This window comes from Gordonia sp. 'Campus' (assembly GCF_022206305.1).
Classification (GTDB): domain Bacteria; phylum Actinomycetota; class Actinomycetes; order Mycobacteriales; family Mycobacteriaceae; genus Gordonia.
Map to the genome: position 1 here is coordinate 335765 of NZ_JAKOIW010000003.1, position 11807 is coordinate 347571.

The following is an 11807-nucleotide window of genomic DNA, read 5'->3' on the forward strand; positions in this document are numbered from 1 at the left end:
CGTGGTTCAGCTGACTGTGGGAAGCCATCGCGACGACGCGACCAACAACGTGCACCTCTCCGCGGAGAAGTTCAACCGCCACACCTTCTGGTGCGGCCAGAGCGGGTCGGGGAAGACATACGCCCTCGGGGTGGTCCTCGAACAGCTGCTGCTTCACACCCGACTCCCGATGCTGATCCTCGACCCGAACGCCGACTTCACCCGGCTACACGAAACGCGTGGCACCAGCGATACCGGGGCGGCCGACGCGATCGCATCATCCGACATCCGGGTCCTGCACTCCACGAGGCGTGATCAGCCACAGCTGCGGACTCGGTTCCTCTCCCTGCCCCTGACGTCCAAGGCCGCAGTCCTGCAGCTGGATCCGATCGCCGATGCCGACGAGTACAACGTCCTGCTGCACGCCGACGCCACGCTCACCGACGCCGTCGACCAGGCCACCTACATCACCGCGTTGCGCGCATCCGACAATCCCGGCCATCAACAGTTGGCTCGACGCATCGAGAACCTGCAGGTCCTCGATTGGGACCTGTGGGCGCGCGGGGACGTCGCGGCCACCGATGTCATCGACGAGCGACCGCAGGCCACCGTGCTCGACCTCGGGGGGTTCGCCCACCCAGCCGAACCGAAGGTCGCTGCCCTCAGCGTGCTCGAACATCTGTGGGCCCACCGTGACGAACGTCGGCCGATTCTCATCGTGATCGACGAGGCCCACAACATCTGCCCACCGACGGCCACGAGCGCGGTGGAGCAACTCCTCATCGACCGCGTCGTCCAGATCGCCGCCGAAGGCCGCAAATTCGGTCTCTGGCTTCTGTTGTCGACGCAGCGACCGACGAAGATCCACCCGAATGTCCTGTCCCAGTGCGACAACCTGTGTCTGATGCGGATGAACGCACCGCGCGACCTGGCCGAGTTGGCCGACACCTTCGGGTTCGTCCCCGACCACATGCTTGCGCAGTCCCCCGAATTCCGGCAGGGTGAGGCGCTCTTCGCCGGCGGGTTCATCCGGGAGCCCACGCACACCCACATGGGCACTCGCATCACCGAAGAAGGCGGTGCGGACGTCGCGGTGCCGCTCGGCTTGTAGGTTCGCCCGATGGTCAGCCCGGCATCGTCCAACCGCCCGCTAGGTCGATTGCAGAATAGTTGCACCGGTCTGTTCCCATGACTTTACCGGTCCCGGTTCGATCCTCAGCGAGAGCTGCGCTTCCCACACCCGGGGCACTGGACCCGCGGTGCCTGCGGGTTCGACTGGCAGTGCGCGTCACCGTGAACTACAACGCACTGTCGCGCGCTTCGCTCGAGGACCGAGACAACACGATCCCTACACCGAACCAACGAATCGAGTCGAGATGAACGACCACGGCCTCCGCCGCCGTCTGCGAGGCGCTACCGTCCTGCTGTCGACGACAGCGTTGGCACTCGCGCTCGCGAGCGCGCCCATGGCCACGGCATCTCCACTGGACGACATCCTCGATCAGCTCGATCTCGGATCCTCAGCGCCACCTATGGCCGGCCCGGACGACGAGTACACAGTCAGTGTCCGGTACACCGGCCAGGTGCGGGAGTATCCCTCGTCGTTCCTCGTCGGTGGTGACCGCACTTGTGTTGAGGTCGGCGACGTCGAGTCCGACCCCATGCGGCATGGGAGAACAGAGCTCGCGTTCAGTGTCTTTCAGGACGGTGGGCGCTGCCGCGGTGCAACGTCTGGAAGTAGAACGCTGGGAATCTTGCTGTCCGGCAAAGACTTCCGCGCGGGGTACTTCTACGTCCGGATGCGGTCCGACGGCACCGGCACCGTTGCGTGTGCACCTCTTCCCGCGACCACCCCTGTCGATGACCTCATCCCGTTGCAGTGCTCGGCGGACGGCGACACCGTCACATACTCGAAGTGATCTCGTAGGGGCGAGACGCGCAGCGTCGGGTGGCCGTTCGGTGGGCGGTACCGAACCGATTCACCCGGCGTCGTTGAGAAGGTGCTGACCACCAGGCGCCCCATCGAGATGGACGGAGAACGTTGTCACCGGTCGTCGACACTGCTGAGCATGTCCAGGCGTCGAGTGACCGCAGTGGCACCGGTGTCGACCGCGGCACGGCGAGCTTCGTCGATCAGCTCCTTCGATGCAGAAGGAGCGACCTTCGTTGCCAGTAATGCTGCCAGATAGAGGCTTTCGGCGTACCAACCGGCGTAACCGCGAGTACGATGCGCGGTCAGTGCATCGTCGAGATGGAGCTGCGCACGCTCGTACTCGCCCAGCGCGATCGACAAATGCGCCAGATGGTGATGCGTCACTCCGTACACGATCGACACGGCGCTCACCGTGATGTCAGCATGTGGCCGCAAGAGGTCGTAGACGGCCTTGCAGACGACGGTGTTCCCGATGCTGGCCGCAGCGCGCGCGAGAACTCCCATCGCGCTTGGCCAGGCGTGATCGACCTCAATTGCCTCGACCCGTGGACGGTCGTACCAGTTGAGAAGTTGAGCCGCGGCCTCGATATTGCCGATATCGGCATACGCCAACGCAAGAATTGGTCGATACGAACTCACGACGTCAAAGCGCGCGCTCAGATCATCCGCTGCATCGACGATCTCGCGCATGTCGCCGCGAAGGGCCCGCAATCCGCAGACGAAAGCGAGCATTCGACCGAAGGAATACGTTTCCAGCGGATACACGGGAATGGCGGTCAGAGCCACTAGATCGCGTTCACACAGTTCGAGCCGTCCCGTGGCCAGCTCGACCCCGAATCGGGTACTCGATACCAGCCATGCCAATTCCGCGTCCCGACTCGTGTGCGCCGGCGACACCGCGCCGATGGTGCGCCTGGCACGAGCCAACTCACCCACTTCGATCTGGGTGCGTGCCATCCACAAAGCAGCAAGAGGTTCTTGGGTCCGCCCAGGCGACGCGTCGAGAATCTGTACCAGCTCGAGGTAGCTGGAGTGGTGAAGATCCGCCATGTGCGGTGTACGCAGTGCCACGAGTACGGCGAGATGGACCTCCCTCAGCGCCGCGGCGTCACCGGTCGCGCGGGCTATCTCGATGGCCCTCAGCAGCAGATCACGCCGGACGTGATGGTCAGCGGCCCACATCAGCTCGACGGCCAGTTGCGCCAGCACTCGTGCGGTCGCCGAGCTGTCGATCCGTCCGCTGCTTTCGAGGGTGCGCAGAGCCCTGTAGAGGCTGTCGATACGTTCGTGGTCGGCGAATATCTGGACGTAGAGGATGCCGTGCATGTTGTTGGCGAGTGTTGCGGCGATCTGGAGGTCGATGTCGCCGAGACGGTGGGACATACGCGCGGCCTCGAGCAGAGTGGGACGAAACTCCGGGTCACGGGCCTGGCGTTGGGCTCGGCCCAAGTCGATCAGTAGCCGGCATCGCTGCGTCGAGTCTCCTCTGGGAGTGAGACGATCGGCAGCGGCCTGAAACAGACGCACTGCGTCTTCGTAGGCGCCGATCGCGAAGGCGGCACTACCGGCGCGGATCGAATAGTCGACCGCGCGGGATCTGTCGGCGTCCAATCCTCGGCTCAGATGATAGGCCAACCGTGCGTAACCGTCCGGCTCGTGGCCCAGTCCGTACTCTTCGAACGCGCGAGCGACGCGTGAATGATTCTGTGCGCGAGAACCATCCGTCATTCCATAGTAGACGGCGTCTCGCACCAGAGCATGGCGGATCGCCACCTCGTTGCGTGCGTCATACTGCGTGATCAGTCGAGCACGGCTGAGCTCGTCAAGCGACGCTGCGAACATCTCGTCGTCGACATTGCTTGCTGCCGCGCGCAACACGCTGCGCGGAATCAATAAACCGGCGACAACGCCGAGTGTCAGCAACTCCTTCGCGACGGGACCGAGAAGTCGGACCCGATCCGCAACCGACTCCGCGACCGACGACGGGAGATGCTCGGTGTCGAGTTCATACGCAGTCAGGAGCGATGAGACGAAGAACGGCAGACCACCGGTACGTTCGTACAACACCACCGGATCGTGCGGAGATCCCGACGTCTCGACGAGGTCTGCGACCTGAGCGAGGTCGAATGCGCCGAGATCGATGCGCTGCACTCCGCGAGAACGAGAGGCGCTGACGAGGACGGATCGTAGATCCGGTCGGTCGGTGAACTCTTCGCGAAGCGTCGCCAGAATCGTGACGGGTGCGGACTCGGACGAGTGTATGACGTACCGCAGCACGTCGGTTGTCGCCTGCGAGGCCCAGTGCAGGTCGTCCAGGACCATCACGACGGGTGACGTTCGATCGGTCGCGACAAGCCACTCCGACACCGCAGACATGATTTCTGCCCTGTCATCGTCGGTGGCCGCTGCGGTCGTCGTCTCGCCGAAAACGCGTGCAGCGCTCGGAACGAGCCGCCGGAGGGCGGGTCCCACCGCAGTCAGTCGTCGTCGGGCCCTGGTGGGTCCACACTCGTCGATCTCGCGGCCGATCGCCTCGACGAACGGCTCGAACGGGATCRCAGCTTCCTCGCTGCACCGGCCGAACAGGACCGTGGCACCGGACCTTCTCGCGCGGTCCATCGCGTCGATGATCACACTCGTCTTTCCGGTACCGGCTTCGCCGACGACCGCAACGAACTGACCGACACCATGCGCCGCACGCTTCGTCGCATCGGCGATGACCGTCAGTTCGGGCCCGCGTTCGATGACCCCCGGACGACGTCCGTCCGACGGCACCGCGAACTCGACTCTGGTCGTGGCGGCGCCTTCGTGAAGGAGTGTGCGATACAACGCGTCGGTCTCTTCCGACGGCGCCGAGCCCAGCTCGTCGGCCAGGACCTGCCGACATCGGGCGGCGATGGTCAAAGCGTGTCCGCGTTCGCCTTCTGCGATATGCCCGCGTATGGCCAGTCGATACGCGTTCTCGCGCAGCGGATCCAGTCCGATCAATGTGTGCGCAGAATCGACTGTGCGTGCAGGGTCTTCGGCCCGCAACGCCTGTTCGGCATCTATTTCGAGGGCTCGTATCCTCGCGAGTGTGGCGTCCGCACGTACGTCATCAGCCCATGAACCGTTGATGCCGCACAGAGGAGGGGCCGAGAGCAAGCGCAAGGCCCGCTCAGTATGCGCGAGCGAGCGTTCTGCATCATTGCGTGCGGCATCGACACAATGATCCGCGAGTTCGAGGTCGGTACACAACGGCACCGGCAGAGTCAGGCGCACACTGCCGTTGCGTGAACGGAGCCATTCTGTGGGTAAACCGGCTTGCCGTAACGTGTCACGCACACGTGACAGCGACACCCTCAGCGCCGACTTCCACGTCGGCGGACGTTGCGTGCGCCAGACTATCTCGGCCAGTTCGTCGAGAGGAATGTCGCGGTGACGGTGGACGGCCACGAACGCCAGTACTTCAGCGCACCGGGGACCGCCCACCACCCGCGGATCGATCTCGCGTTCGTCGGCCGTCACGGTCAGATGCCCGGCGAGACGGATCACGACGTCCGATTCCTGGACTCTCACTGCCGAAGTGTAACCGCGGATCACGCCATCACCAGGCACTCCGAACATACGATGCCGCGGCGATCGGTGGGTCTAGCTGGAATGCCCATGGACTCCATAAACGCCATGAAACAGCGTGATCCTACTCAAGCGCAGCAACCGGTCAGATGCGAGCGTCTCGGCTCCCAAGAACCTAGAAGGGGAAGGGATAGAACCTCTTGATGGTGATGTTGCCCAGCGGATCCAGCCTCCCGTTTCGATACACGAACTGGATGGTCTCTGCATAGTCTGCCTTTTTTGGGCCGAGTTCACCGGATGGGTTCACCATCTGCGCGTCTATGGTGACTTTCCAAGTCTGGATGGAGTCCCTTCTGTAGCAGTCGTCCACGAAGAACGACTGACTCGCCAGCATCCACAACTCGTCAGTCCTGCCGGAGGGTGTAGGTCGCACCGAATCTTGATCGGGCCTGTCGCGCGTGTATTGGAAAGCGCCGGTGCGGTCATTGACACATTGACGCCCTGGAACCCACCTGTCCTCTGTATCGTCTGGTGTGACTGAAACCGTCCACTTCACCGGTCGCGGCCCTGGGTCGAACTCGGTCGTCAGCAAACGCGAAACCCTGGCTTCCCCGACCGACGGGGCGTCTTCGGCGCCCGACGATCCACCGGACGAACCGGTGTTCGGGATCATGGGCGCTGCCGTCGCCGCCGGCACACCCAGCGATATCGCGCCCGCTATCACTGCGGCAACAGTGCCAGCGACTACTGCGGACTTGGCACGCGGCAGGAGGGTGAAAGGTTTCATCGGAACTCGTTTCTCATCGACCACGATGGCGGGAGCGACCGAATGCCGCCGACGGCAAGTACACGCTGGACGTGCAACTCTTTTGCATATGCACCGGCGGCGAGTGACGTCTCGTGACTGGAAGCCTCTCCCGAGATAGAAAAGAGCGGCCCCGGGTTGATCCGGAACCGCTCTGAACTGCACACTCTGTCGGGCTGACAGGATTTGAACCTGCGACCACTTGACCCCCAGTCAAGTGCGCTACCAAACTGCGCCACAGCCCGCTGCTCCCTGCTCAAGCGGAGCGATGTAAAGCCTAGCCGACGAGCACGGTCGGGAACCAATCGGCTGGTCAGCCGGTGTTTCGGTGCACCGCTCAGATGTCGCGGATCGTGTCGCCTACCGACACGTTCTGCTACATCTGCGCAGGGCTCAGACCGCCGACCGCTTCTTTAGCATGATCCAGCCGGCGGTGACCAGGACTGCACCCACGAGCGAACCGATGATGCCGCTGGGGCGCAGTTCGAGGCCGTCGCCGGAGATCAGGCTGATGAGCAGTCCGCCGACGAACGAGCCGACGATCCCGGCGACGAGGGCAAGACCCCAGTCGACGGTCCGAAGGTTCTTGCCGCCGAGAAGGATCTGAGCCAGAGCGCCGATGACCATGCCGAACACGATGATTGCCAAGATGAGCACGAGCCACAGTAGCCCGGGGACGGTCTCGCAGACTCAGAAACACCACAGATGGACACGCCCACCACCTGCGCGGTGGTGGACGTGTCCATTCAGGGTGAATCTGTTCGAGCGGCGGCTCAGCGCTTGCGGCGCTGCTCTCGCTTGTCGCGGACGCGGACGTTGATGCGCACCGGCGAACCGTCGAAGTTGAACTCCTCGCGCAGGCGCCGCTCGAGGAAGCGGCGGTAACCGGCCTCGAGGAAGCCCGTGGTGAACAGCACGAAGGTCGGCGGCCGCACCGACGCCTGGGTCGCGAACATCACCCGCGGCTGACGACCACCACGCAGGGGCGGCGGGTTGGCGGCGATGACGTCCTTGAGCCAGTTGTTCAGCGGGCCGGTCGAGATCCGCTTGTCCCACGAGTCGAGCGCGGATTCCAGGGCGGGCACCAGCTTCTGCACGGCGCGACCGGTCGACGCCGAGATGTTGACGCGCCGCGCCCACGGCACGCGCGCCAGCTCCCGGTCGATCTCCTTGTCCAGCTGGTACCGGCGATCCTCGTCGACGAGATCCCACTTGTTGAACGCGATCACGAGTGCCCGGCCGCTCTCGATGATGAGCGACAGCACTCGCAGGTCCTGCTCGGTGATCGGCTCGGAGGCGTCGATCAGCAGGATCGCGACCTCGGCCGCGTCGAGCGCGGACCGCGTCCGCAGTGACGCGTAGTACTCGTGGCCGCTCGCGGTGCGCACCTTCCGGCGCAGTCCGGCGGTGTCGACGAAATGCCATGTCCGCCCGCCGAGTTCGACGAGTTCGTCCACCGGGTCGACGGTGGTCCCGGCGACATTGTCGACGACGGACCGTTCGGTGCCGGTCAGCTTGTTCAGCAGCGAGCTCTTGCCGACGTTGGGCTTGCCGACGAGCGCGACCCGGCGCGGACCGCCCAGGGTCGGCGCCGCCTCGCGGGGCGTCTCGGGCAGTCGATCGAGGATGATGTCGAGCAGGTCGCCCGCTCCCCGACCGTGTGCTGCCGACACCGGATACGGCTCGCCGAGTCCGAGTGACCACAGCGAGGCCGTGTCCGACTCCAGACGTTCGCTGTCGACCTTGTTCGCGCACAGGATCACCGGCGTCTTGGAGCGCCTCAGCACGCGGGCGACGGCTTCGTCGGTCGCGGTGGCACCGACCGTCGCGTCGACCACGACGACGATGGCGTCGGCGGTACGCATCGCGAGCTCGGCCTGCGCGGCGACTGCTTGCTGCAGCCCCTTCGCGTCCGGCTCCCACCCACCGGTGTCGACGACCGTGAAGCGGCGCCCCGACCACATCGCGGCGTAGGACACACGGTCGCGCGTCACGCCCGGGACATCCTCGACGACGGCTTCGCGTCGACCCAGGATGCGGTTGACGAGAGTGGATTTGCCCACGTTGGGGCGACCCACGATCGCCACGACCGGCATGTGCTCGCCGCCGGCGGCCTCGTCGGCGCCGCCGACATCGGTCAGCTGCCAATCGGATTCGTCCGACCATGTCCCGTCGCCGGGCAGGGCCGTCAGGTCTCCGTCGTAGTTGTCGCTCACCGTTCTGATGCTCCGATCCGGGCCTGCACGAGAGCACTCAGTTCGTCGAGTACCTCCGCGAGGGTCTTGTCACTGGTGTCGACGACGATCGCGTCGTCGGCGGCGCGCAGCGGGGAGACCGCACGTGTCGAATCGAGGTGGTCGCGCCGGTTCACGCTGGCCAGCACGGCGTCGAAGTCGCTGTCCCGGCCTCCGGCCAGGTTCTGCTTGTGGCGCCGTTCGGCACGGGCCTCCGGCGTCGCCGTCAGGAAGATCTTGACGTCGGCGGCGGGGAACACCACGGTGCCGATGTCTCGTCCCTCGACCACCACGAACCGCCCCTGTGCGTTCTGACGTTGCAACGCAACCAGTTTGGTGCGCACATCGGGAACCGCGGACACCGCCGACACCGCGCTGGTGACGTGTTCGGTACGGATCGGCCCGGAGACGTCGCGCCCGCCGAGGAACACCTTCGAACCGTCTCCGTCGGGAACCAACTCGATGTCCACATCGGTCGCGATGCGTGCGATACCGGCCGGATCATCCAGCGCCACGCCGGAATCGAGAACCGCCAGGGTCACCGCGCGATACATCGCACCGGTGTCGAGGTAGCTGGCGCCGACCTTCGACGCCAAGAGCTTGGACACCGACGACTTCCCGGTCCCGGCCGGTCCGTCGATCGCCACCACGTGGGTCGCGCCCGCCGGGAAGTCCGAACCGTTGTGGGTCACAGGCCGACCGCCTTGTACAGCGCACCGACCTCGTCGTTGCCGAGCACGCGGAGGCTGCCCTGCCGCTGCTCACCGAGCGACACCGAACCCACATGTGTCCGAACGAGTTTCACGACCGGAAAACCCACCTCGTCCATCATGCGGCGGACCACGCGGTTGCGGCCCTCGTGCAGGGTGATGCGGACCAGGGACTGTCCCTCGTGCACCTCGATGACGGTGAACTTGTCGACCGTCACCGGGCCGTCGTCGAGTTCGACGCCTTCGCGCATCCGGCGAGCGATACCGCGGGGGACCTCGCCCTTGAGGGTGGCCAGGTAGGTCTTCGGCACCTCGAACGACGGGTGCATCAACCGGTGGGCGAGCTCACCGTCGTTGGTCAGCAGCAGCAGACCCTCGGTGTCGGCGTCCAGGCGACCGACGTGGAACAGTCGTTGTCCGGCCATCACGCGCTCGGCCACCACGTCACCGACACACGGCCGGCCCTGGTCGTCGGACATCGTCGACTGCCAGCCCTTGGGCTTGTTGAACGCGAGGTACTGCCGCGTCTCGTCCATGATGACGCGCGCCCCGTCGACGCGGATGATCGCGGTGTCGGGGTCGATGCGGAGTCCCTGCTCGGTGACGATCTCGCCGTCGACCTCCACACGTCCCGCGGCGATGAGTTCTTCGGCTCCTCGGCGGGAGGCCACGCCGGCCTGCGCAAGCACCTTCTGCAGGCGGACGCCGTCCTCGACGTAGGCCGCACCCGAACCCGAGTCGGACGGTGGTGCCTGGTGACGTGCCGGCCGGGCGTTGTTCAGCCGGATCTTGCCCACCTCGGCGTCGGGTTTCGACGATCCCTTGCGATGGGTTTTCTTCGTTCGCGGTTGTTGTGCGGGCCCGCCCTTACGGCGCTTTCCCGGTGAGCCATCTCGGCCAGCGGATGCCATGTTCTCTCAGTTCTCTGTGTCGGTGTTACCACCGTCGATGATCAGTTCCTTCGAGTCTGACGGTTGGGACGACAGTTTGGCGAATCGGGGATCCGCCAGCAACTCTTCGTCGAGGTCGTCGATCAGGTCCACATCGGGTAGCAGGGGCGCCAGGTCGGGCAGGTCGCCGAGCGAGGCGAGCCCGAGTCGCTCCAGGAACAGCTCGGTCGTCGCGTAGGTGGTGGCGTTGGTCGTCGGGTCGTTGCCCACCTCGCTGATGAGGCCACGCGCCACCAGTGTGCGGATCACCCCGTCGACGTTGACGCCGCGGATGGCGCTGACCCGCGCACGCGTGACCGGCTGCCGATAGGCGATGACGGCAAGCGTCTCCAGCGCCGCGCGCGTCAGCTTGGACCGGGCCCCGTCGAGCAGCAGGCGTTCGACATACGGCGCGAAGTCCGCACGAGTGTAGAAGCGCCATCCGTCGCCGGCGAACCGCAGGTCGATGCCACTACCGGACGCCGTGAGCTGCGACGACATCTCGTTCAGCGTCTCCCGGACCCGTGTTCGGTCCTGGTCGACCGCGGTGGCCAGTTCGTCGGTGGACACCGGCGTGTCGACGACGAGCAGCACCGCCTCCAACGCCGAACGCAGCCGGGCGTCGTCGAGGTACTCACCCTCGCCGTGCAGGGTGGTCTGTTCGGCGTCGGCCGGCCCCGGATCGAGCGTGGCCGCCTCGGCATCCGGCGCCTCGGCATCCGGCGCCTCGGCATCCGGCGCCTCGGTGTCCGGCGTCGTCTCGTCGAGGTCGGGGTCGAGTTCTGTCGTTGCGTCGTCAGCTGTCATCCGTAGTCCTCTGCCTTGTCGATGCGCAGGTCGTCGGCGTCGCGGTCACCGGTCCACATGACGGCGAGCTCCTCGAGTGCCACTGGTTGTTCGAAGGTGACCGCCCGCTCGCGGAACAACTCGAGCAGACCGAGGAAGCTGCCGACGATCTCCAAGCCGTTCTCGCACGCGGCGGTGAGTTCGCGGAAGTCGAGCCACCGCCCCGGCTCGGCGCTGAGCAACGCCGCCATCCGGCGAGCCTGCCCCGGCACCGACACCTTCTGCACGTCGTGCAGGTGGTCGAGGCCCACGGTGGGTACGGGCCGCGGGGTCAGTCCCGCGGCGGCGACCTGGGCGAAACCCGCGGCGTCGACCCCGAGCGTGACCTCTGGCAGCAGGTCTTCGAAGCGCTTCTCCAACGACACCGCTCGGGGGTAGCGCTGTAGGGCCGCGGCCTCGAGCTCTCCGAACAGTGCGGCGACCTGTTTGTAGGCGCGGTACTGCAGCAGCCGGGCGAACAGCAGGTCGCGGGCTTCGAGGAGCGCGAGATCCTCTGGGTCGTCCACCTCGCCGGACGGCAGGAGCCGGGCCGCCTTCAGATCGAGCAGAGTTGCTGCGACGACGAGGAATTCGGTCGTCGCATCGAGACCCATCTCGGGGCCGAGTTCACGGGTGTACGCGATGAAGTCGTCGGTCACCACATGCAGCGCGACCTCGGTCACGTCCATCCTGTGCTGTGAGATCAGGTTCAGCAGCAGGTCGAACGGGCCCTCGAAGTTGCGCAGTTTGACGCGGAAGCCGGCCTCGGCCCCAGACCCCTCAACAGCAGACTCCTCGGCCCCAGAGCCCTCAACAGCGGAGCCCACCACACCGGAT

At 65.6% G+C, this 11807-nt stretch carries 10 protein-coding genes, 1 tRNA gene and 1 pseudogene; 2 read left to right on the forward strand and 10 right to left on the reverse strand.

Annotated elements, in window-relative coordinates:
- Position 1 precedes the first annotated feature (1 nt).
- On the forward strand, positions 2–1090 hold the full coding sequence (locus MAY35_RS05260; protein ID WP_238419761.1) for an ATP-binding protein: 1089 nt from the start codon (positions 2–4) through the stop codon (positions 1088–1090).
- Positions 1091–1355: 265 nt separating this feature from the next.
- Complete coding sequence (locus MAY35_RS05265; RefSeq protein ID WP_238419763.1) at positions 1356–1898, forward strand: hypothetical protein; 543 nt, start codon at positions 1356–1358, stop codon at positions 1896–1898.
- A gap of 125 nt (positions 1899–2023) precedes the next feature.
- On the opposite strand, the gene MAY35_RS05270 is transcribed toward MAY35_RS05265, so the two are convergent.
- The 10 genes and pseudogenes from MAY35_RS05270 to MAY35_RS05310 all read right to left on the reverse strand — a co-directional run bounded on the left by MAY35_RS05270 (position 2024) and on the right by MAY35_RS05310 (position 11797).
- Positions 2024–4063: a hypothetical protein gene (locus tag MAY35_RS05270; protein WP_238419765.1), complete on the reverse strand. Its 2040-nt coding sequence runs from the start codon at positions 4061–4063 to the stop codon at positions 2024–2026.
- 90 nt (positions 4064–4153) lie between these two features.
- A pseudogene (locus MAY35_RS23425) lies at positions 4154–5518 on the reverse strand (AAA family ATPase); the annotation flags it as partial.
- A gap of 124 nt (positions 5519–5642) precedes the next feature.
- Positions 5643–6254, reverse strand: a complete 612-nt coding sequence (locus tag MAY35_RS05275) for a hypothetical protein (protein WP_238419766.1) — start codon at positions 6252–6254, stop codon at positions 5643–5645.
- 189 nt (positions 6255–6443) lie between these two features.
- Positions 6444–6517, reverse strand: a tRNA-Pro gene (locus MAY35_RS05280).
- 148 nt (positions 6518–6665) lie between these two features.
- Positions 6666–6929, reverse strand: coding sequence for a GlsB/YeaQ/YmgE family stress response membrane protein (locus MAY35_RS05285; RefSeq protein WP_238419767.1), 264 nt, complete (start codon positions 6927–6929; stop codon positions 6666–6668).
- Between the two features lie 116 nt (positions 6930–7045).
- Complete coding sequence (der, locus tag MAY35_RS05290; RefSeq protein WP_238419768.1) at positions 7046–8488, reverse strand: ribosome biogenesis GTPase Der; 1443 nt, start codon at positions 8486–8488, stop codon at positions 7046–7048.
- Positions 8485–9198: a (d)CMP kinase gene (cmk, locus tag MAY35_RS05295; protein WP_238419769.1), complete on the reverse strand. Its 714-nt coding sequence runs from the start codon at positions 9196–9198 to the stop codon at positions 8485–8487. The genes der and cmk overlap by 4 nt, the downstream gene beginning before the upstream one ends.
- The gene (locus tag MAY35_RS05300; RefSeq protein ID WP_238419770.1) at positions 9195–10127 is read right to left on the reverse strand and encodes a pseudouridine synthase; all 933 of its coding nucleotides are present in this window, start codon (positions 10125–10127) and stop codon (positions 9195–9197) included. The genes cmk and MAY35_RS05300 overlap by 4 nt, the downstream gene beginning before the upstream one ends.
- 6 nt (positions 10128–10133) lie before the next feature.
- Positions 10134–10952 (reverse strand): SMC-Scp complex subunit ScpB, encoded by an 819-nt coding sequence (scpB, locus tag MAY35_RS05305; protein ID WP_238419771.1) that lies wholly within the window; start codon positions 10950–10952, stop codon positions 10134–10136.
- On the reverse strand, positions 10949–11797 hold the full coding sequence (locus MAY35_RS05310; RefSeq protein ID WP_374237922.1) for a ScpA family protein: 849 nt from the start codon (positions 11795–11797) through the stop codon (positions 10949–10951). Before MAY35_RS05310 ends, scpB begins: the two co-directional genes overlap by 4 nt.
- Between the last annotated feature and the right edge of the window lie 10 nt (positions 11798–11807).

Excerpts from the sequence above, each read along its gene's own strand:
- MAY35_RS05265 (WP_238419763.1), top strand. The coding sequence starts at position 1,356 with ATGAACGACCACGGCCTCCGCCGCCGTCTGCGAGGCGCTACCGTCCTG.
- MAY35_RS05275 (WP_238419766.1), bottom strand. The coding sequence starts at position 6,254 with ATGAAACCTTTCACCCTCCTGCCGCGTGCCAAGTCCGCAGTAGTCGCT.
- MAY35_RS05300 (WP_238419770.1), bottom strand. The coding sequence starts at position 10,127 with ATGGCATCCGCTGGCCGAGATGGCTCACCGGGAAAGCGCCGTAAGGGC.
- scpB (WP_238419771.1), bottom strand. The coding sequence starts at position 10,952 with ATGACAGCTGACGACGCAACGACAGAACTCGACCCCGACCTCGACGAG.